This window comes from Photorhabdus aballayi, assembly GCF_026153155.1.
Classification (GTDB): Bacteria; Pseudomonadota; Gammaproteobacteria; order Enterobacterales; family Enterobacteriaceae; genus Photorhabdus; species Photorhabdus luminescens.
This window is the reverse complement of record NZ_JAPFCD010000002.1, coordinates 219,655-239,408: the sequence shown is the minus strand read 5'-3', so window position 1 is coordinate 239,408 and position 19,754 is coordinate 219,655. Positions and strand designations below refer to the sequence as shown.

22 protein-coding genes are annotated in these 19,754 nt (G+C 42.9%); 5 read left to right on the top strand and 17 right to left on the bottom strand.

All coding sequences use genetic code 11. From position 1 onward, the window contains the following. Window positions 1-608: 608 nt before the first annotated feature. The 3 genes from actP to acs all read right to left on the bottom strand — a co-directional run bounded on the left by actP (window position 609) and on the right by acs (window position 4,710). Window positions 609-2,258 (bottom strand): cation/acetate symporter ActP, encoded by a 1,650-nt coding sequence (gene actP / locus OO184_RS02415; RefSeq protein WP_265377823.1) that lies wholly within the window; start codon window positions 2,256-2,258, stop codon window positions 609-611. Continuing rightward, on the bottom strand, window positions 2,255-2,566 hold the full coding sequence (locus OO184_RS02410; RefSeq protein ID WP_265377822.1) for a DUF485 domain-containing protein: 312 nt from the start codon (window positions 2,564-2,566) through the stop codon (window positions 2,255-2,257). Before OO184_RS02410 ends, actP begins: the two co-directional genes overlap by 4 nt. Before the next feature lie 188 nt (window positions 2,567-2,754). Continuing rightward, window positions 2,755-4,710: an acetate--CoA ligase gene (gene acs, locus OO184_RS02405; RefSeq protein ID WP_265377821.1), complete on the bottom strand. Its 1,956-nt coding sequence runs from the start codon at window positions 4,708-4,710 to the stop codon at window positions 2,755-2,757. Between the two features lie 373 nt (window positions 4,711-5,083). On the opposite strand from acs, the gene sodA reads away from it, so the two are divergent. From sodA to OO184_RS02385, 4 genes are all read left to right on the top strand, one after another. After that, window positions 5,084-5,710 (top strand): superoxide dismutase [Mn], encoded by a 627-nt coding sequence (gene sodA / locus OO184_RS02400; RefSeq protein ID WP_265377820.1) that lies wholly within the window; start codon window positions 5,084-5,086, stop codon window positions 5,708-5,710. 118 nt (window positions 5,711-5,828) lie between these two features. Continuing rightward, the gene (yiiM, locus tag OO184_RS02395; RefSeq protein WP_265377819.1) at window positions 5,829-6,500 is read left to right on the top strand and encodes a 6-hydroxyaminopurine reductase; all 672 of its coding nucleotides are present in this window, start codon (window positions 5,829-5,831) and stop codon (window positions 6,498-6,500) included. A 285-nt stretch (window positions 6,501-6,785) separates the two neighbouring features. Further along, on the top strand, window positions 6,786-7,376 hold the full coding sequence (locus OO184_RS02390; protein WP_265377818.1) for an RNA polymerase factor sigma-70: 591 nt from the start codon (window positions 6,786-6,788) through the stop codon (window positions 7,374-7,376). Further along, complete coding sequence (locus tag OO184_RS02385) at window positions 7,369-7,569, top strand: anti-sigma factor family protein (RefSeq protein WP_265377817.1); 201 nt, start codon at window positions 7,369-7,371, stop codon at window positions 7,567-7,569. Before OO184_RS02390 ends, OO184_RS02385 begins: the two co-directional genes overlap by 8 nt. Window positions 7,570-7,579: 10 nt before the next feature. On the opposite strand, the gene OO184_RS02380 is transcribed toward OO184_RS02385, so the two are convergent. Genes OO184_RS02380 through OO184_RS02365 form a run of 4 tightly spaced genes read right to left on the bottom strand, consistent with a single transcriptional unit; the run spans window position 7,580 to window position 10,023 of the window. Continuing rightward, entirely contained in the window at window positions 7,580-8,059 is a 480-nt protein-coding gene (locus OO184_RS02380) for a DoxX family protein (protein WP_265377816.1), read from the bottom strand. A gap of 1 nt (window position 8,060) precedes the next feature. Next, window positions 8,061-8,810, bottom strand: a complete 750-nt coding sequence (locus OO184_RS02375; RefSeq protein ID WP_265377815.1) for an HvfC/BufC N-terminal domain-containing protein — start codon at window positions 8,808-8,810, stop codon at window positions 8,061-8,063. After that, window positions 8,779-9,705 (bottom strand): MNIO family bufferin maturase, encoded by a 927-nt coding sequence (gene bufB, locus OO184_RS02370; RefSeq protein ID WP_265377814.1) that lies wholly within the window; start codon window positions 9,703-9,705, stop codon window positions 8,779-8,781. Before bufB ends, OO184_RS02375 begins: the two co-directional genes overlap by 32 nt. A 24-nt stretch (window positions 9,706-9,729) precedes the next feature. Then, window positions 9,730-10,023, bottom strand: a complete 294-nt coding sequence (locus OO184_RS02365; RefSeq protein ID WP_049583836.1) for a BufA1 family periplasmic bufferin-type metallophore — start codon at window positions 10,021-10,023, stop codon at window positions 9,730-9,732. A 255-nt stretch (window positions 10,024-10,278) separates the two neighbouring features. Here OO184_RS02365 and OO184_RS02360 point away from each other — a divergent pair, with 255 nt between their 5' ends. Beyond that, window positions 10,279-10,440 (top strand): hypothetical protein, encoded by a 162-nt coding sequence (locus tag OO184_RS02360; RefSeq protein WP_265377813.1) that lies wholly within the window; start codon window positions 10,279-10,281, stop codon window positions 10,438-10,440. 693 nt (window positions 10,441-11,133) lie between these two features. Here OO184_RS02360 and trpS read toward each other — a convergent pair. The 10 genes from trpS to OO184_RS02310 all read right to left on the bottom strand — a co-directional run bounded on the left by trpS (window position 11,134) and on the right by OO184_RS02310 (window position 19,754). Then, the gene (gene trpS / locus OO184_RS02355) at window positions 11,134-12,171 is read right to left on the bottom strand and encodes a tryptophan--tRNA ligase (protein ID WP_265377812.1); all 1,038 of its coding nucleotides are present in this window, start codon (window positions 12,169-12,171) and stop codon (window positions 11,134-11,136) included. A gap of 4 nt (window positions 12,172-12,175) precedes the next feature. Next, window positions 12,176-12,880 carry a phosphoglycolate phosphatase gene (locus OO184_RS02350; RefSeq protein WP_139654521.1) on the bottom strand — a complete coding sequence of 235 codons (705 nt, stop codon included), beginning with the start codon at window positions 12,878-12,880 and terminating at the stop codon, window positions 12,176-12,178. After that, window positions 12,870-13,550 carry a ribulose-phosphate 3-epimerase gene (gene rpe, locus OO184_RS02345; RefSeq protein ID WP_265377811.1) on the bottom strand — a complete coding sequence of 227 codons (681 nt, stop codon included), beginning with the start codon at window positions 13,548-13,550 and terminating at the stop codon, window positions 12,870-12,872. The genes OO184_RS02350 and rpe overlap by 11 nt, the downstream gene beginning before the upstream one ends. Before the next feature lie 60 nt (window positions 13,551-13,610). Next, window positions 13,611-14,423 carry an adenine-specific DNA-methyltransferase gene (gene dam, locus OO184_RS02340; protein ID WP_265377810.1) on the bottom strand — a complete coding sequence of 271 codons (813 nt, stop codon included), beginning with the start codon at window positions 14,421-14,423 and terminating at the stop codon, window positions 13,611-13,613. Window positions 14,424-14,506: 83 nt separating this feature from the next. Then, the gene (locus tag OO184_RS02335; protein WP_265377809.1) at window positions 14,507-15,433 is read right to left on the bottom strand and encodes an SPOR domain-containing protein; all 927 of its coding nucleotides are present in this window, start codon (window positions 15,431-15,433) and stop codon (window positions 14,507-14,509) included. A gap of 171 nt (window positions 15,434-15,604) precedes the next feature. Next, window positions 15,605-16,705: a 3-dehydroquinate synthase gene (gene aroB / locus OO184_RS02330; RefSeq protein WP_265377808.1), complete on the bottom strand. Its 1,101-nt coding sequence runs from the start codon at window positions 16,703-16,705 to the stop codon at window positions 15,605-15,607. Window positions 16,706-16,752: 47 nt separating this feature from the next. Next, window positions 16,753-17,274 (bottom strand): shikimate kinase AroK, encoded by a 522-nt coding sequence (gene aroK, locus OO184_RS02325; protein ID WP_011144496.1) that lies wholly within the window; start codon window positions 17,272-17,274, stop codon window positions 16,753-16,755. 369 nt (window positions 17,275-17,643) lie between these two features. Then, window positions 17,644-18,678: a type IV pilus secretin PilQ gene (gene pilQ, locus OO184_RS02320; RefSeq protein WP_265377807.1), complete on the bottom strand. Its 1,035-nt coding sequence runs from the start codon at window positions 18,676-18,678 to the stop codon at window positions 17,644-17,646. After that, window positions 18,671-19,216 (bottom strand): hypothetical protein, encoded by a 546-nt coding sequence (locus OO184_RS02315; protein WP_265377806.1) that lies wholly within the window; start codon window positions 19,214-19,216, stop codon window positions 18,671-18,673. The genes pilQ and OO184_RS02315 overlap by 8 nt, the downstream gene beginning before the upstream one ends. After that, window positions 19,203-19,754 (bottom strand): PilN domain-containing protein, encoded by a 552-nt coding sequence (locus OO184_RS02310; protein ID WP_265377805.1) that lies wholly within the window; start codon window positions 19,752-19,754, stop codon window positions 19,203-19,205. The genes OO184_RS02315 and OO184_RS02310 overlap by 14 nt, the downstream gene beginning before the upstream one ends.

Below are 19,754 nucleotides of genomic sequence, written 5' to 3'. Positions count from 1 at the left end.
TAGTCAATAGGCATTAACAGACAGACAAAAATAAAAGCCCATAAACTAGATTTGAGTAATCTTTTGTCTATATTTTTTGATAGCCATCTAATAGACAAAAAATATATTAACAACATGAAAATAAAGAAAAATACATAGTATTTGTTGTAAGACAACATACCTACAGCTTCATTGCTATTTGTATTAATAAAAGTATTAGCAATAGTTGAAGAAAAGTTTATATGATGTTCATTAAAGAAGAAAAAAGATGTAGATATATTAAGTGACCAAAATAGAGAAATAAGTAAAACCAAAGGCTTAAGATATTTATAATAATAAAAAAATGCATTAACACTTGCTAACAAGAAACTCAGTAATGTTATTTTTAATTTATACTCACCAGATAAATCACTAATGAATATTATCGGTAGTAAAGAGAGAGTCAAAATAATAATAATTGGCCATTTGTTTCGCATACAGATTAATAATTTAATTAATAAATTTAAATAAAAGAGTTAATCATTAACCTAGGATTAAAACAAGAGGTTAACTTGTGAAATAGCTCTGAATTTAGGTGGATTCTAGTGAAAATACCTCTCCCGAAGGAGAGGTTGGACATAAAAATGTAATTAGTGTGCTTTTCCTTGTGCGATACCAAGTCCTGTTTGTGATCGAATAAACTGGATTCTAAATTGTTCTCTTTCCTGTATACCTTGTTGTGAATTATCGGTGATAGAAAATAGCCATGAACCAATAAAAGCGATAATCATTGAAAATAATGCTGGATATTCATAAGGATAGATTGGTTTCTCGTGACCAAGAATGCTAACCCAGATTGTTGGGCCGAGGATCATCAAAACTACCGCTGTAATTAATCCTAGCCAACCTCCGGCTAAGGCACCACGGGTGGTGAGTTTACGCCAGTACATAGATAAAAGAATAATTGGGAAGTTACAGCTTGCAGCAATAGAAAATGCCAATCCAACCATAAAGGCTATATTCTGGTTTTCAAATAAAATACCTAATCCGATTGCGATAAACCCAAGTACCACAACTGTTATTTTTGATACTTTCAGTTCATCTCGTTCATTAGCTTTACCACGTTTAATGGCGTTTGCGTATAGGTCATGTGATACCGCTGATGCGCCAGCCAGTGTTAGCCCCGCAACAACAGCTAGAATTGTGGCAAAAGCGACAGCAGAGATGAAACCCAGGAACAAGTTGCCGCCAACTGCATTAGCGAGGTGAACGGCTGCCATGTTAGTACCACCAATGAGTGCACCGGTAGCATCTTTAAAGGAAGGGTTTGGACTAACCAGTAAAATAGCACCGAAACCGATGATAAAGGTCAGAATGTAAAAATAGCCAATAAAGCCAGTCGCATAGAAAACGCTTTTTCGTGCTTCTTTCGCATCACTTACAGTAAAGAAACGCATAATAATATGAGGTAAGCCAGCAGTACCAAACATCAATGCGAGACCGAGGGAAAGCGCGGATATTGGGTCAGATACCAATCCTCCTGGACTCATGATGGCTTCACCTCTTGAATGAACAGCAACGGCTTCTTTGAATAGGGTATTGAAATTGAAGTTTACTGCTTTCATGACCATAAGGGCCATAAAGGTGGCGCCAGCTAGCAATAGGATAGCTTTGATAATTTGTACCCAGGTCGTTGCCAGCATACCGCCAAACAGAACATAAAATACCATCAGGATACCAACCAATACGACCGCTACATGGTAATTGAGTCCAAAAAGCAATTCGATAAGTTTACCTGCCCCAACCATTTGGGCGATAAGATAAAGGGCGACAACAAACAGTGAGCCAATTGCAGATAATATACGGATCGGGCGTTGTTGTAACCGGTAGGAAGCGACATCAGCGAAAGTATAGCGTCCAAGGTTTCTTAATCTTTCGGCAATCAGAAATAGGATAATAGGCCAGCCAATCAAGAAGCCGATAGAATAAATTAGTCCATCATAACCAGACGTATAGACTAAAGCGGAAATACCGAGGAATGATGCTGCGGACATAAAATCTCCCGCAATTGCCATTCCATTTTGGAAACCAGTAATACGTCCACCCGCAGTGTAGTAATCAGCACGGGAGCGGGTTTTTTTTGAGGCCCAGTAAGTGATGTAGAGAGTAAAACCAACAAACAGGACAAACATGATAATAGCTTGAATATTGACAGGTTGCTTTTCTACGGTTCCAGAGATTGTGTTAGCCCAGGTAAGATGAGGAAATAGCACTATTGCTGATAACAGGAACTTTTTCATTTATTTACCTCACTGAGAATTTGTGAGGTAAGGTGATCAAACTCGTTATTGGCTCTGATTACATATAAGCCGGTTAAAATGAATGAAATAACAATTAAACCAACACCAACTGGTATTCCACGGGTGATATTGGAACCATTATAAAGGGGAGTACCTAGCCATTCGGGTGAAAATGCAATGAGAAAAATAAAACCGATATACAGAATTAATGTAATTATTGATAGCAGCCATGCAAAACGTCCTCGTTTTTCAACCAATTCTTTGAAACGAGGGTTATTCTCGATCCCTAGGTAAATATCGTCATTCATCGGAGTATATCCTCTTATACCCGTTATCTTTCAAGTTGCCTCTTTGTTGGCTGCACTCACTCACCCCGGTCACATAGTTTGCTATGCTCCCGGGGATTCGCTCCCTTGCCGTCGCGATGCATCTTGAAATCCATAGGGTATATATTTATTATATTTTGATTACAGCCGCCTTATGGCGGCATGATCTGTCACGAAATACTCATTGTTTGTTTTTCTTCCAACAATTTCTCTACCACTCCTGGATCTGCTAGTGTTGAAATGTCTCCTAGATTGCTGGTATCGCCGGAGGCTATTTTGCGCAGGATACGACGCATAATTTTTCCTGACCGGGTTTTTGGTAATGAGTCTGTCCAGTGTAGGATGTCTGGTGTAGCAATCGGGCCGATTTCTTTACGTACCCAATTACGGACTTCTGTATAGAGTTCTGGAGAGGGCTCTTCACCGTGATTCAAGGTGACATAGGCATAAATTGCCTGCCCTTTAATGTTATGTGGGGTACCTACGACAGCCGCTTCTGCAATTTTAGGATGGGAGACCAAAGCAGATTCAATTTCAGCAGTTCCTAGACGGTGGCCGGAAATATTCAGCACATCATCAACACGGCCAGTTATCCAATAGTAGCCATCTTCATCACAGCGTGCGCCATCACCACTAAAATACATTCCCTTAAAGGTAGAGAAATAGGTTTGTTCAAAACGGTCATGATCGCCAAATAGTGAGCGTGCTTGTCCTGGCCAGGAGTCGGTAATAACCAGATTTCCTTCACAAGCACCTTCTAGTAGTTCACCAAGATTATCAACCAACGCGGGCTGAACACCGAAGAAAGGTAGCGTTGCGGAACCTGCTTTCAGTTCGGTTGCGCCTGGCAGTGGTGTGATCATGAAGCCACCAGTTTCTGTTTGCCACCAGGTATCGACAATCGGGCATTTGCTGTTACCAATTTTCTGATAATACCATTCCCAAGCTTCCGGGTTAATCGGCTCGCCGACTGATCCCATAATGCGCAGAGAAGTACGTTTTGTTCCTTCAATAGCTTTGTCGCCTTCAGCCATTAAGGCACGAATTGCTGTTGGTGCTGTATACAGGATATTTACCTGATGTTTATCAATAACCTGACTTAGACGGTTAACCGCAGGATAGTTTGGCACGCCTTCAAACATTAGAGTAATAGCGCCGCAGGAAAGGGGGCCGTAGAGCAGATAACTATGTCCGGTAACCCAACCTACATCTGCTGTACACCAATAGACTTCCCCCGGCTGATAATCGAATACATATTTAAATGTTAGAGATGCATATACAAGGTAACCTCCGGTGGTGTGCAGTACACCTTTAGGTTTACCGGTAGATCCGGAAGTATAGAGAATAAACAGCGGGTCTTCTGCATTCATCTCTTCAACTGGGCAGTCAGTACTAGCGTCTGCGACCAATTCATGCCACCAAAGGTCACGGCCAGATTGCCAGTGACCAATATTTCCAGTACGTTTAAAAACGATTACATTAGATACACTGACAACGGCTGCATTACTTAATGCGTCATCGACATTCTTTTTCAGGGGGATAGTGCGTCCGGCTCTCAATCCTTCATCGGCAGTAATGACAAGTTTAGTATTCGAATCGATGATGCGCCCGGATACGGCGTCAGGAGAAAAACCCGCGAAAATAACAGAGTGGATAGCACCAATGCGGGCACATGCTAACATGGCAACCGCTGCTTCTGGCACCATCGGCATGTAAATAGCAACAACATCGCCTTTTTTAATACCTAGATTTTTTAATACATTGGCGAACTGGCATACATCATGGTGTAGTTCACGATAGGTTATTGCTTTGGATTCTGTTGGATCATCACCTTCCCAAATAATAGCGGTTTGATCACCACGTTCTTTTAGATGACGATCAAGACAATTTGCGCTTAAATTTAGTGTTCCATCTTCAAACCAGCGGATACTGATATGTCCTGGATCAAAAGAGGTATTCTTTACCTTGGTGTAAGGTTGAATCCAATCAACAATTTTGCCTTTCTCACCCCAGAATCTTTCCGGATCTTGCAACGATAATTGGTAGTTTTGTTGGTATTGTTGTTTATTTATCAGGGCATGTTCTGCAATGGTGGCAGGAATAGGGTGCTTCATTATTTTGGTCATATAATATTCTCCTTGCGAATGTTAATATTATGTCAAATCAAAGTTAACTAAAGTGTAAAGAGAATTTTTGTTTTTTTTTTGCGCGGAAGATCACGCAATAAAAAGAAAATTTTTCACGTAATTGTCATTTAGTGTGGCGGGTTTCTTTAGGTTTAATTGCTAATCAAAAATAGTAATTCAAAATCCTAATCTAATAATAATGTTAAATATAGATAAATTGACTGATAAGTCACTGAAACACAGTTGTATAATAAAACCATGACAAGAGTGTGGTATTGATAAACATTTCCAATAATATTTAATTAACTATAATGATCACGTTGTTCACAAGGTGTGGACTTTGAACCATTCTTATATGACTGGAGTACATGATATGAGCTATTCATTACCTTCTCTTCCTTATTCTTATGAAGCTCTGGAACCTCATTTTGATAAGCAGACGATGGAAATCCACCATACCAAGCATCATCAGACTTACGTCAATAATACCAATAGCGCCTTGGAAGCTTTCCCTGAGCTGGAGGGACTGGATATTGATGATCTGATTCAGCAATTAGATAAGATACCTGCTGATAAACGTACTTTTGTACGTAACAATGCTGGTGGACACGCTAACCATAGCTTGTTTTGGAAAGGTCTGAAATTAGGTACGACTCTGCAAGGTCCATTAAAAGAAGCGATTGAACGTGATTTCGGTAGCATAGATTCTTTTAAAGAGAAATTTGAGCAGGCGGCGGCTACCCGTTTTGGCTCTGGCTGGGCGTGGCTAGTACTGAAAGATGATGGCAAACTGGCGGTTGTATCGACTGCTAACCAGGATAGCCCACTAATGGGGGAAGCTATTTCTGGTGCATCCGGTTATCCAATTATTGGTCTGGATGTTTGGGAACATGCTTATTATTTACAGTACCAAAACCGTCGTCCTGACTATATTAAAGCATTCTGGAGCGTTGTTAACTGGGATGAAGCAGCAAGACGTTACCAGGAAAAAGTGAAATAACTTACGGAATAATTTCTCTTTTCTGCTATGCCGGCTGATATGACTGCCGGCATTTTTATTGGTTGAATGTTGGTTTATGATGGTGATGTCAGACTGATTTCAATAAGGAAAGTGAATTATGTATTGTCCGCAGGTATATACAGGTAAAATTGAAATATCAGGAAAACTTTCTGCCAGCGCAATTAACAAACGGATGGTTGATGGTAGCCTGCGTCTGACTTCTTTAGGATTAGAAGGTGATGAGCAGGCCGAAACCCGTTTCCACGGCGGCCCTGATCGTGCACTTTGTCATTATCCTCGTGAACACTATGATTTCTGGAAACATCAATTTCCTGATCAAGAAGATTTTTTTATTGCTCCAGCATTTGGTGAAAATATTTCCACAACTGGGTTGACTGAAGAAAATGTTTGTATTGGTGACATTTTCAGTTGGGGAGGGGCAATAATTCAAGTAACTCAACCTCGTTCGCCTTGTTACAAACTTAATTCTCATTCTGGTATCAGCAATTTTTCTGCCATTATGCAGGAGAGTGGGCGCTGTGGCTGGCTTTATAGAATTATTGCTGCGGGAAATGTCAGCCCAGATGAACCTCTTGTTCTTATTTCCCGTAATAGTGATGTTTTCGTTAAGGAAGCGATAGCGATTGCTTTTAATATGCCATTTGATGAAGAGCAATATCGTCGGTTGATGAGTGCCGCTGGGTTATCTGCTAGTTGGAGCTTGACTATGCAAAAGCGGGTGATGTTTGGAAAGATTGAGGATTTTAACCGTAGGTTGTTCGGAAAATGATAAACTGTGCACGTTCACCACGTGCACATTTTAGATTGCTGACTTTTAGCGTCTTGACTATTTATCACTGCCAAGTTTTCGTCAATGATAAAACGAAAAGGTTTTTACTGGCAGTTTGCATGGACATTAAGCGTCTTTTCATCGCATTTTGTTACTATTAGATGGATTTTAATTTAGAATTACCTCCATTCCCCAAACGGCCCCTAAGTCATGTGAGTAAATTTCGGCGATTCCGCCAATAATACCCGGTTATCCAGAACAATCCTTGTTAAGATAGAAACCACAATGTCCGATATCAATAACCTGCTGCGGGATCCGCAGTTTTTTTCCATGCTGCATAAACAGATGTTGCAGTTTGCCAGCTTGCAGTTGAATGATTTTCATCAAGCGGAAGATGTTGTCCAAGAGGCGCTGGAAGGGGCGATGAAGAATGCCGCTTCTTTTGCCGGACGAGCCGCCTGGAAGAGCTGGGTGTTTACGATCCTGCGCAACAAAATCTCAGATGCCTTGCGTATGCGTTATCGGCATAGTAGCGTGCAATTGACTGATGATGCTGATGAGCAAAATTTTGAAGCGTTGTTTGATGAATCTGGTCATTGGCCGCGAAACGAGCATCCTCAGCGCTGGCATTTACCGGATGAGGCGGCCGAGCAGGAGCAATTCTGGACGGTTTTTGAGCTTTGTCTGACACAGTTGCCAACGCAAAACGCGCGGGCATTTATGATGCGTGAATTTGTTGGCCTTGAGACTCAGGAGATCTGTCGGGAGATGGCGCTCTCTGTCAGCAACCTAAATGTGATGCTCTGGCGTGCGCGTATGCGTTTACGCGAATGTTTGTCACAACGCTGGTTTTCCCAGGAGGGTAAATATGCTTAGTTGTTACCAAGCTACGCGCCTGATGTCTCAGGCGCTGGATGCAAAAATCGTGCTTTCTCAACATGTTCAGCTAATGCTGCATTTGCGAATATGCAACGGGTGCCGGAATTTCAGACAACAGCTTGCCGACCTGCGCACTATCACTTCTGCATTCGCTCGTGGCGAAAACGAGAATCAAAATAAAGTAACGTAGGGAAGGGGAATCAGGTACGATGGCGGTAAATCAGGCGATCAAGTGAAAACCTCCCACCGCCATACGTCACCAGATACAACTGAGCCGTCAGCCAGGTAGCGTGGACAGGCCAGGCATCTGGATAAACAAATATCTGAATCACCAGCGTCATCACCATTAATGCTAGTGCGGAGAAGCGTGTCGCAAATCCGACGATCAGCAGCAGCGGAAACAAGTGTTCTGCGGTCGCGGCCATGACGGCAGCAACATCGGGTGACAGCAGAGGAAGCTTGTACTCGCTGGTAAAGAGCGACACGGAGCTGTCGGTAACGCGCGGAATCCCTAGTTGCCAGGGTGTGCTTGTCTCCAGAATATCTATGTTTAATCCCACTACTTTGCTTTGGCCCGACAGCCAGAATGTTGCGGCGAGACTAATGCGCGCCAGAAGGGGGATAACACTTTCCTGCGCAATGCGTTGCCCCTTTAACGCTAATATTTTGAGTAATGCCATCTTAACGCTCCGTGTTGCTATATAGAGAAAGAATCAGCTCGTAGTGCTGCATGCGTTGTAAAACCGGTTGAGGCTCAAAAGTCGCATCCTCCCTAGCGGCGATGTCTAGGGCTTCGGTAAGACACCGACCGGACTGGATCATGGCGACAAATTGCATTTCCGCCCGGCTGAGCAACATGATTCGAACGTCGTCGTCAACGCGGCACAGCAGCATATGTTCTGGCTGGAATGGGTCCAGCATTATCTCGTTTTCACTTTGTTGGTGTGAGGCCCACAGGCTGAAGACGGCATAATCTGAACTAAAGAGCCGTACTGAGGGATGGAGCGCCATCAGCAACTGTGCGGGGTCGTCACCGAGGGCCGCGTCTGCCGTTTGTTCGGTAGGGTCCGCAGCGTGCAGCGATTCAATAAACAACATTTCCAGCCGGGTGAGATCGCTCAGCCAGGGCCAGTCTGCCAACGGCTGAAACGTCGCAATCCAGTCCGGCAATTGCGTGCCATAGCCCGCCAAAATAGGAGAAGAAGGCGGCTGTTGACGTATAAACTCCGCCGCCATCGCACGGAAAAAGCACTCTCCGAGCTGGGCGAGAAGGACGGGGCAGTTTTCGGCCAGTGCGTCGATCAGCGATGTTATGACATTATTACGATAAATCGCAAAACGTACCGCCGGATCGCTACCGTTCCAGGCTGTCAGCCCCTTAGGTACTGTGAGGTTGGGGTCAAGAAGTGCTTGATACAGTTGTTGTTGCATTTTTCGTGCTCTTTGTAATGTAACGCTGGGCATGGCTGGCTTCGTTCAGCAGCACGTCTAATGGTGGAATATTGCTGTCCCATTCGAGCAGGGTGGCGATCGGCCCCGTTTCACTCAGGGTTTTGTTATAGAGATCCCAGACAGGTTCGGTCACATGACTGTCGTGTGAATCAATCAACAGCAAGTCGTTTGCCCCATCGCGGCTTTCCGTATAGCCCGCCAGATGAATTTCACCGACGCGGTGAAGTGGCAGCTCGAATAGCATCTGCCGCGGGCAGCGATTATGGTTGACGCCACTGATATAGAGATTGTTCACGTCCAGAAGTAGTCCGCATCCGGTGCGGCGTATCACCTCGGAGATAAAGTTGGTCTCGCTCATGGTTGAGGCGCTGAACTCGATGTAGGTGGACGGGTTTTCCAGCAGAATGGGGCGACGCAGCGCATTCTGTACCTGATCGATGTGTTCGCAGACCTGCGTCAGCGTGACGTCAGTATAAGGCAGCGGCAACAGATCATTGAGAAATAGATCGTTGTGCGTCGACCAAGCAAGGTGTTCAGAAAAAATGGCCGGCTGGTAGCGTTCAACCAGCGCAGCAACACGTTGTAAATGGGACTGATTCAGAGGATTTTCTCCTCCGATGGACAGGCCCACTCCATGAATAGAAAGCGGATAATCTTGGCGAATGGCGGTCAGTGCCTGATGAAACGGACCACCCGCAACCAGATAATTTTCCGCGTGAATTTCAAAAAAACCAATGTCGGGTTTATCGCGCAGAATAGCGCGAAAATGCTCTGGCTTTAATCCGATACCTGCTCTAGCCGGAAGCCTATTTAGCATGAGGCGGTCAGGAGCATCACGAGAGACGCTGTGTGAGGGTAAAGAAATTGTCATCATATGAGCTCCTGCCTGATGCCGAAATTACACTTCTTTGAATGCGTCCAGTTGACCAAAACCGGTTGGGGAGGTCGGAGACTTCATTTTTACGCAGGAACCCGCCGGTACCATTTTCCAGGCATTACCCTGATAATCCTTTTTTGAGGTACCAGCACAGGTGGTGCCTGCACCTGCTTTACAGTCATTTTTCCCTTTCAGAGAAACGCCATAGCATTTCTCTGTTTTGCTGCCGGCATCCGCCATTGCTGAAGTACTCCCTGCAATAAATACGCTGCCTAAAGCTAGGGCCAATAATGCTTTTGTTGTTTGCTTCGTCATAGAACGTTCCTTTTATATTTGTGTAGAAGGTAAATTACTGCTTTGCTGAAACAAGCATTTGCTTCTGCTTCACTCAATTAGTCGCACTACGCAACAATTTCTTACAGTGAATATGAGAAAAAAATGATTTTTTTATAGTTAACTGATTTTTAATGACTTATTTTTGTGACTCAGATATTGGTCTGTACAAGAAACAGGTTTGTTTTAAGATGTTTTCTAAGCGTATACCTTCATGTTCATCGTAGGAGGGGGTTGATGCTCAGTGGAGAGAAAACTCATGGTAAGCGGCAAAAAATGTCTGAAAAATCGTTTGAATCCCAGATTTTTCCGTCAGGGGCGACAGGAAACCGTTATAGTGAGGCTTCCGTCTACTTATGCTATCCGACATGGTTTATCGGGCAGATTTCAGCCTTGTGAGCCGTGTTGTTCTAGGCATTTGGGGAGTGATGGTGATGTGGCACAGTATTAGGATGCTGAAAAACTTCTGATTAAACCTAATAAAAAGCAGGTGTTAAAAGTGGTAAAAACAACGGTCAAAACTTTATACCGATTAAAACTAGAAGGTAAAACAATGGCCTTTAATAATGGCTTAAAATCTGCCCTTCATAAAACTATCAATGGAAAATGAGAAGCAAAAATTGGTTTTGTTAATGGTTATATCCCCCGAAAAAAAGTAAATAAGAATATACCCGTCATCTTTCAAGTTGCCTCTTTGTTGGCTGCACTCGCTCACCCCGGTCACATAATTATCTATGCTCCCGGGGATTCGCTCCCTTGCCGTCGCGATGCATCTTGAAATCCATTGGGTATATGAATAGGTTAATCAGGTAATATATTTTCCAAAATGAATCGCTTTAATAATATTTTCAACCGCAGAATAAACTTTTTAATCAAACAGTTAAATAATCCAATATAAAAAATCGGAATACATTAAATAGGTCAGTTTAAGCTTGCTTTACACTGTTTTAATCTGTCCAATCGTATTGCTTTTCTGTCTGGTTAAACTATCAGACTTTTTACCATCCATGATGTAAAAATACGTCTCGTTTTTTAAATGGTTTTTTTTGTAGCCTGAAATGTGCACGTAGTGAACGTGCACATTTTATCGATTTAAGGGTGAGCAATAAAGCCAACAGCTTCATACACTTTATCTAGCGTAATCTGAGCACGGGCTTTTGCCTTAGCTGCACCTTCCGCCATGATTTTATTCAGCAGGACTTCATCGTTACGGAAATGATGGAAACGTTCTTGTAACTCAGTCAGCATACCGGAAACTGCATCAGCAACAGCACTTTTTAGATGTCCATACATTTGGCCTTCAAATTCTGCTTCCAGTTCAGGAACGGTTTTGCCAGTAACACCCGCGAGGATATCTAATAAGTTGGAAACCCCCGGTTTTTGTTCCAGATCGTAGCGAACACGGGGCGGTTCTTCTGAATCTGTGACTGCGCGTTTTATCTTTTTAGCGGCTGATTTTGGATCTTCCAACAAGGCGATAACGTTGTTGCGGTTGTCATCTGACTTGGACATTTTCTTTTCTGGGTCTTGAAGGGCCATAACACGAGCGCCACCCGTTGGGATAAACGGTTCTGGTACGGCGAAGATATTGCCATAGATAGAATTAAATCGTTGAGCAATATCACGGCTTAGTTCAAGATGTTGTTTCTGATCGATTCCCACAGGAACTTGGTTTGTTTGGTATACCAAAATATCCGCAGCCATCAGCACTGGATAATCAAACAAGCCTGCGTTGATGTTTTCGGCATGACGAGCTGATTTGTCTTTAAACTGAGTCATGCGGCTGAGTTCACCGAAATAGGTATAACAGTTTAGAACCCAGCTTAACTGAGCGTGTTGTGGGACATGCGATTGGACAAAAATAGTACTTTTTTCTGGGTCGATGCCACAAGCTAGGTAGAGCGCTAGTGTATCCAGAGTACGTTTTCGTAGTTCTTTTGGGTCCTGGCGGACTGTGATTGCATGTTGGTCAACAATGCAATAGATGCAGTCGTAATCATCCTGCATTTTAACCCACTGACGTAACGCCCCCATGTAGTTACCGATGGTTAATTCACCGGAAGGTTGTGCGCCGCTGAATACAATAGGTTTTTGGGAGTTTAGTGTTTCAGATACAGTGGGTTCATTCATTTTATTATGCTTCCTGAAGTTTTAAAAATGGGAGTCCAATTGTGGATAGCAGATCCGAAAAATTCGTTAATATGCAATCTGGATTACTTAATGCAATAGATTCACCGTAGTTATATCCATAAGTTAAACCAACACAAGGGCAACCAGCCGCTTGTGCCGCTAAAATATCATTACGGGAATCACCGACAAAGAGCAGCTCTTCCTTACGCAGTCCGAATGTGCCCATTGTTAAATAAATAGGTGCCGGATGTGGCTTTTTCTCTTTAACATCATCACCACCTAACACTAATGAGAAATATTCACTGATGCCTAAAGAAGCCAGCAGAGGAGCAATGAAAGGTGTTGGCTTATTGGTGATGATACCCATTGGCAAGTTGTGTTTTGCCAGTTCAGCCAATGTAACTTTGACTTCTGGGAATAGTTGACTGCCTGTTGTTACAGTTGTTTCATAAAATCGGTCAAACAGCTCACGGGTTTCTTTATGCAGTTGCGCGGTCAATTTGACTCTGGCCCATGTCAACGCACGTTCGACCATAATGTCTGCGCCATTACCTACCCAGGCAGCAACCCGCTCTTTTCCCGCAGCAGGGAGACCTTTGGCTAACAACGCTTGATCCAGTGCATCAGCCAAACCACCGGCGCTGTCTACTAGTGTGCCGTCCAGATCAAAAGCGATAGCACGAATACCTTTTAATACCTTACTTACCATGAGATACCTTTGACAATTCACTACGCATATTATCAATAACAGTTTTGTAATCTGGTTGGTTGAAAATGGCTGAACCAGCAACAAACATATCTGCCCCCGCGGTTGCAGCCGCGGCAATATTGCTAGCTTTAATACCACCGTCTACCTCAAGACGGATATCATAACCGCTTTCATCAATGATTTTACGAACCTGACTCAGTTTCTCTAGTGTTCCAGGGATGAAAGATTGACCACCGAAACCGGGATTTACCGACATCAATAGAATGATATCCAATTTATCCAGAACATAATCAAGATAACTCAATGGAGTTGCAGGATTGAATACCAAGCCAGCTTTACAACCATGCTCTTTGATGAGTTGTAAACTGCGATCAATATGCTCACTGGTTTCTGGGTGGAAGGTAATGTAAGTCGCTCCTGCTTTGGCAAAATCAGGGATAATGCGGTCAACCGGTTTTACCATTAAATGGACATCGATTGGCGCAGTGATGCCATAATCCCGCAGAGCTTGGCAGACCATCGGACCGATAGTCAGGTTAGGGACGTAATGGTTGTCCATAACATCAAAATGAACAACATCAGCCCCTGCTGCCAACACCTTAGCGGTATCTTCACCCAGCCGCGCAAAATTTGCAGATAAAATGGATGGGGCAATCAGAAAGTCTTTCATTATCTTCTCCAAATCGTTTCTATCATCCCTTAATTGCGAGGCAAAAGGGGAGTGGATAAATCAGCGATATAATGCCAAAAGTTCGTCTACCTTACTGCGGGCAAGGATATTCCTGCTGATAGTACGACGTGCTTTGACAATATGAAGTGAAGCCTGATAGTACCATTTTCGTGTCATTGGCGTATCGTGGTTGGATATCAAAACAGGAATTGCACGTTCTGATGATAACCTAAATGCAATATTTGCCAGATTTTCCTGATCTGCAATGTTAAAGCTATTGGTGTGATACGCCGTAAAGTTCGCTGTTGCTGACAAAGGAGCATAGGGGGGATCGCAATAGATAACCGAGCCTTGATGTGCTTTGTTCAACGTGTGTTGATAGTGCTCACAGATAAAAGTCGCATTTTGGGCTTTTTCAGCAAACCAATGTAATTCTTCTTCAGGAAAGTAGGGCTTTTTATAACGGCCAAAAGGTACGTTAAATTTACCATGAGAATTATAACGACAGAGGCCGTTGTAACAGTGGCGATTGAGATAAAGGAATAACACGCTGCGATAGAACGGGTCAGTGCTTTGGTTAAATTGCTCTCGTAACTGATAAAAATGTTCGGCTGTATTGTATTCTTGGGTAAATAGAGGGCGTGTGTGGACGATAAACTCATCAGCCCTGAGTTTTACTGTGTTGTACAGGTTAATCAGGTCACTGTTGATATCAGCGAGGATATAAGAGTCGTAGTCGGTGTTCAAAAAGACAGAACCTGCGCCAACAAATGGCTCTATCAGACAACTACCGGCTGGCAGATGACGTTTGATGTCATCTACCAACGGGTATTTTCCACCGGCCCATTTTAAGAAAGCGCGTTTTTTTTTCATGCTGTCAATAATTACTCAATCATTCCAGAGCCGCAGATTGTACTCTGTTTAGGACAGCATATCAGCGCCTAATAAATATTGTTTTATTTTCTTAGGTCTTGTTGCACTTGCTGCATCGTTCTGACCCAAGGTTTTTTCGCCTGAATCTCGGCTGGTAGAGATGAAACAGCCCGTTTAGCTTCAGAAACGGAACGGTAATCACCATGAATTAAAACAAACCAAATTTTTCCATTACGTTTAGTTTCATAAACTTTGTAATGGGTAAGACTATACTTTTTAGCAAAAGCGGTCAGTGTATCTGAGCGGCTGGCACTACTTAATTGCAAAGTGTAGTGGTTTGCCGGGGTTTTCAATAGATCACTACCGGCGCTACTGACCTCATTATTTTTACTGCTAGTATGATTTGTCGATGGTTTTGATTTAGCCGGTGTTTCTGATTTCAGTGGACGGATATTTTCCGATTTCTGTTGTACCACCGGTGGCGGTGTTACTGGCTGTGATTGTTGGGCTTGATTCAGATTTTGCACTGCGTGATTTATATTACTTTGTTGTTGAGTCAGTGCATCAGGAATATTTCCTGGTAATTCAATGCGCTGATTTTGGCTTTCGCCATTGTTAGTTTGCAGCTGATGAGATTGAGTTGCAGTACCACCAACAGGAGGAACATGGATTTCCTGTGGCCTGTTAATTGTATTTGTGGTGTTACTCTCTGATGTTGTAGATTGATTATTATCGTTGCTGGATGATGAACTTGATAAATCAATATTCTTCTCGGCGACATTTGGCGATTGCTGTTTTTCATGCTCAGTTGGGGCTTTTAAGGCTGAACTGATAGCCATAATCAGCAGTAGCAGCACTAAAATCCCAATGCCGAGCATCATTTGCTGACGTGAAATCGCAAATTTGGGTTTATTTAATGGCTGACGCGAGCGTGAAGAACGGCGATCTGAAGTATCTGGCCTAAACTCATTATCTGCTCTTTGTTCATTTTCTGATTTGAATTCGTCCATATGCCCTCCAAACAGAGCCAATGATGCCAATTGCAATTGAAGCCAGTCCGGCTGGCTGACTTAACTAAGATGGAAATTTGTTTGATAGAGTCGTTATTTTATGACACAACAATCAGATGTATGCAAAAAAACATTTAATTTAATGCCATAAGCATACAACTTACTTAAAATTTACCCATTTTCATAGGATAAACACTGACGAATAGCGTCAATAACACAATTGTGTTCAATATCTGAGCGGAGATAGGCTTTACCTATTTTTGTTGGAAGAACCAGCCGTAATTTACCTGCTATAACTTTCTTATCTCGCATCATATGTGGCAGATAGGCTTCTGGCGGCATATTTTGTGGTCCGTGTACAGGCAGATTTGCCCGCTCCAACAATCGGATAATACGTTGAGTATCCTGTTCGGAGAAATTATCAGCAAGTTGAGCTGTTCTTGCTGCCATGACCATGCCTGCGGCAACCGCTTCTCCATGTAACCAGACACCATATCCCATCTCTGTTTCGATGGCGTGACCAAAGGTGTGACCAAGATTCAACAGGGCACGCAAGCCACTCAATTCTTTCTCATCTGCTGCGACAACTTCAGCTTTCAATTCGCAACAACGACGGATGCAGTAAGCCATTGCTTGGTTGTCGAGAGCCAGAAGTTTATCCATATTATCTTCAAGCCAGCTAAAAAATGCGCTGTCGAGAATGATACCGTACTTAATGACCTCAGCCAGACCGGAAGAGAGTTCGCGGGCTGGAAGCGTTTGCAGGCAGTTGAGATCGACCATCACAGAGACTGGTTGATAGAATGCCCCTATCATATTCTTGCCAAGGGGATGGTTTACTGCGGTTTTTCCTCCGACAGAGGAATCAACCTGAGCAAGAAGGGTGGTAGGTATTTGAATAAAACGGACGCCACGTTGATAACAGGCGGCGGCAAAACCAGTTAAATCACCGATTACGCCGCCACCGAGAGCGATAAGCGTTGTGTCCCGGCTATGGCTATTTTCCAGCAAAGCGGAAAATACCTCATTTAATACGGAAAGAGATTTGTACTGTTCACCATCAGGTAGAACTATTTCATCTACCCGAATCCCGGCTTGCTGCAAGGCGGCTTTTACTTTTGCCAAATACAGCGGAGCTAGGGTTTGATTCGTTACCAACATAACCTGCTGGCCTGCTTTTAGTGGTGCAAAAGCAGAAGGATCGTCAAATAACCCTTTTGCAATGGTAATTGGGTAACTACGTTCCCCTAAAGTGACAGTGATCTTTTCCATAAGCAGCCTTCGCCTTAATTATTTATCGCTGTACAGACTTGCTTGAATCAATTTTTTTCCAGTAACTCAATGATTTGATTAGCGACAACTTTAGCGCTCTGCTCATCGGTACGGATAGTGACATCAGCAATTTCCTCGTACAGAGGATTACGTTCGTTTGCTAAATTTTCTAAAACTTCACGTGCTGGAGCGTCAACTTGAAGTAAGGGGCGTTTTTTATCGCGCTGGGTGCGTGCTAACTGTTTTTCAATGGTGGTTTCCAAGTAGACCACGACACCACGGGCAGACAGACGATTACGGGTTTCTCTGGATTTCACAGAACCTCCGCCAGTCGCCAGTACAATGCCTTGTTTTTCAGTGAGTTCGTTAATCACTTTTTCTTCGCGTTCGCGGAAGCCTTCTTCGCCTTCCACGTCGAATACCCAGCCCACGTCAGCTCCGGTACGTCGCTCAATTTCTTGATCGGAGTCGTAAAACTCCATATTGAGTTGCTGAGCTAACTGACGACCAATAGTGCTTTTGCCGGCACCCATAGGCCCAACCAGAAAGATATTACGTTTCTCTGCCATGTTTTTGGTATTACTAAGACTATTCGTTAATGATAACCCGCCCCGCTAATCAAATCAGCAGCGGGACCTAAACTGAAACCTCATGAGCGGTAATGTGAGATCAGATAACAAAATTATCTCAGTACATCAGCCAGTTTTGCAACTATATAAATCAATGATGAGCTTTTTGTAACGAAAGCTCTGGTTTCATTGGCTGATTATTGTGATGTTAAACCCGACCACTCAATTAGTTAACTCTTGTATGCTAAATCGGACTCAGCGTCAAATCTATAAACAGGATTAGTTGGAAAAATCTGCGCATCATCATACGGAATAGTTAAGTTTTTTATATCCAACTTGCTGATATAACGGTTATATTTTCATTTGCGGCTAAATATCCATCAGTTGAGGTGTAATAAATATGACTAACTCTCGTCGGCTGTGTTTATGGCCTTTTTGGTTAAATAGCGAACCGATCAATGGGATGTCTGATAGATAAGGTACCTTCTGGGTTTGCTCGCCTTTTTTCTGTTGAAAAATTCCTCCGAGAATAAGTGTTTCACCGTTCTTTACAGTAACTTGAGTTATTATTTCTTGTTTGTCGATGGTTAAATTCTCACCTCCCCCTTGGCTTATTGAGATCCCTGGCATGTTTTGGCTGATTTTCAGAGAGAGTCTGATTTTGTTTTTCCTCAGTATATGAGGGGTAACTTCCATTCCTAGTACGGCTTCTTTAAATTGCACGGTACTTTTCTCTTTTTCTTGGCTGACGTAGGGAATATCAGAGCCTTGCTTGATGCTGGCTAGCTGTTGATGTGAGGCGGTTAGTCTTGGGCTAGCGATAATATCGAGTTGGTTTTCTTGTTCTAAGGCACTGAGTTCCATTTCCAGCAAACTGGTGTGAATACGGGCAATATTGAACGCAAATCGATGCATGTTATCGTTGGCGGCTTGGTTGATATTGAGGCGGTTTATACCCGTTGATGTATTAATCTGTTCTCCTATCGGCATGCCCCAATAAATACCGAGTTCATGTAATGCTTCTCTGCTGCTGGTTACGATATGTGCCGTAATCTGTACTTGCTGCTGTGGTGTATCTATCTCTTTCAGCCAGCTTTTTATTTGTGCGATAGCGATGGGGGTATCCTGTAAAATCAGACTATTAGTTTCAGGATCAAAATCAACTTTACCCTCTTTCGTTATCAGTGCGGGTCTGTTTTGTCCGAGATTCAGAGCAATTCTTTCTGCGTCTGCATATTGTAATACGGTTGAGAGGGACTGAATTTCGGTCTCATTGACTGATTGATCAAATAACTCAACCGATTGCTCTTCTGTCTCTATCATAGGGGGAGCAAAAGGATTTCTTATCTCTGCAACAACAATAGCGGGCAGAAAAAGGATAAATAGAATAAATTTTTTAGTCATAAAATTCCTCATGTGAGGTTTCTGACAGGGTGATTTTGACGTTTAGGAATTCACCTGATGGCGAAATGGAAAACTGTTTAATCAGCAACGGCGGATATAACGTTTGTAACGCTTCAAGAAAACTCAGCATCTGTTCGTAGTTCAAATAAATTGTGATTTGCCAGAGCGTTTTTTCCCCTTCTTTTTTACGTTGCCACTCAAGAACTTGCGCGCCAGAATTTATCAATGGCTGTTGTAGTTGTTTTATTGCGGTAATTTTTATCGCATTTTGTCGCGGTTTACCGAGTTCATTTTCTATTTGGTTGATGTGTTGTTGTATATCTTCCAATAACGGTAGCTGATTTAGTCGTTCATGGGTTGCTTTTGTATTGGTTTGCTGGGCTGCTATTTTTTGTGTCAGGCTACTTCTCTGTTCAGCTTTTTCTTGCCAGAAGAAAAGATAAAACAGGATCAGAAATAGCATGATGATAGCTTGCTGCCAGATCAAGAGCAGCCAGGTTGGTTTGGCAAACCACCATAGATAGTCACTTTTTATCATTGGATATTTCCGCCCGCCAGTTAGCGTCAATAATAAATTGTCTGATTTGTTGTTCGGTGGTGGTCATCTTTTTTAGTTGAATTTCAGACAATTGCCCGTTGTTTTCAAGATTATCCAGCAGAGAGGTCATACTGGAATAATCCAGACTATTAGCAACCAGTTTTAATTGACCTGCCTGATCATCAAAAGCGGTTAACCAACTTCCTTCAGGTAGTAATTCAGGTAATTCATTAAATAATTGCCAATGTTGCTGGTTCTGTTTCAGCCACGTTTGTTGTTGTTTTGATTTATAGATCAGTTTGTTGTGAAGATTGATTGCCTCTTCTGTCTGAGTTATCTGTTGTTGCAAATGTAATTGTTGCTGGCTGAGTTGTTGTAATTGCCTTTGATACTGGTTAATCGTTTCCTGTTGTTTTAATAACATCCAGACGAGCACTGTCAGCCACAATATCAATTGCAATAAGAGAAGAATCGCCCACCAACGATAACGATGTCTTAGCCGGGTTTGTCGCCAAGGCAGAAAATTAACCTGATACAT

Coding starts and splice junctions, on each gene's coding strand:
- yiiM (WP_265377819.1), top strand. CDS start 5,829: ATGTATTGTCCGCAGGTATATACAGGTAAAATTGAAATATCAGGAAAA.
- OO184_RS02385 (WP_265377817.1), top strand. CDS start 7,369: ATGCTTAGTTGTTACCAAGCTACGCGCCTGATGTCTCAGGCGCTGGAT.
- sodA (WP_265377820.1), top strand. CDS start 5,084: ATGAGCTATTCATTACCTTCTCTTCCTTATTCTTATGAAGCTCTGGAA.
- OO184_RS02310 (WP_265377805.1), bottom strand. CDS start 19,754: ATGTATCAGGTTAATTTTCTGCCTTGGCGACAAACCCGGCTAAGACAT.
- aroK (WP_011144496.1), bottom strand. CDS start 17,274: ATGGCAGAGAAACGTAATATCTTTCTGGTTGGGCCTATGGGTGCCGGC.
- trpS (WP_265377812.1), bottom strand. CDS start 12,171: ATGAATGAACCCACTGTATCTGAAACACTAAACTCCCAAAAACCTATT.
- OO184_RS02360 (WP_265377813.1), top strand. CDS start 10,279: ATGCTCAGTGGAGAGAAAACTCATGGTAAGCGGCAAAAAATGTCTGAA.
- OO184_RS02380 (WP_265377816.1), bottom strand. CDS start 8,059: ATGGCATTACTCAAAATATTAGCGTTAAAGGGGCAACGCATTGCGCAG.
- rpe (WP_265377811.1), bottom strand. CDS start 13,550: ATGAAAGACTTTCTGATTGCCCCATCCATTTTATCTGCAAATTTTGCG.
- acs (WP_265377821.1), bottom strand. CDS start 4,710: ATGACCAAAATAATGAAGCACCCTATTCCTGCCACCATTGCAGAACAT.
- OO184_RS02315 (WP_265377806.1), bottom strand. CDS start 19,216: ATGATAAAAAGTGACTATCTATGGTGGTTTGCCAAACCAACCTGGCTG.
- dam (WP_265377810.1), bottom strand. CDS start 14,423: ATGAAAAAAAAACGCGCTTTCTTAAAATGGGCCGGTGGAAAATACCCG.
- pilQ (WP_265377807.1), bottom strand. CDS start 18,678: ATGACTAAAAAATTTATTCTATTTATCCTTTTTCTGCCCGCTATTGTT.
- OO184_RS02410 (WP_265377822.1), bottom strand. CDS start 2,566: ATGAATGACGATATTTACCTAGGGATCGAGAATAACCCTCGTTTCAAA.
- OO184_RS02375 (WP_265377815.1), bottom strand. CDS start 8,810: ATGCAACAACAACTGTATCAAGCACTTCTTGACCCCAACCTCACAGTA.
- aroB (WP_265377808.1), bottom strand. CDS start 16,705: ATGGAAAAGATCACTGTCACTTTAGGGGAACGTAGTTACCCAATTACC.
- OO184_RS02335 (WP_265377809.1), bottom strand. CDS start 15,433: ATGGACGAATTCAAATCAGAAAATGAACAAAGAGCAGATAATGAGTTT.
- OO184_RS02350 (WP_139654521.1), bottom strand. CDS start 12,880: ATGGTAAGTAAGGTATTAAAAGGTATTCGTGCTATCGCTTTTGATCTG.
- actP (WP_265377823.1), bottom strand. CDS start 2,258: ATGAAAAAGTTCCTGTTATCAGCAATAGTGCTATTTCCTCATCTTACC.
- bufB (WP_265377814.1), bottom strand. CDS start 9,705: ATGATGACAATTTCTTTACCCTCACACAGCGTCTCTCGTGATGCTCCT.
- OO184_RS02390 (WP_265377818.1), top strand. CDS start 6,786: ATGTCCGATATCAATAACCTGCTGCGGGATCCGCAGTTTTTTTCCATG.
- OO184_RS02365 (WP_049583836.1), bottom strand. CDS start 10,023: ATGACGAAGCAAACAACAAAAGCATTATTGGCCCTAGCTTTAGGCAGC.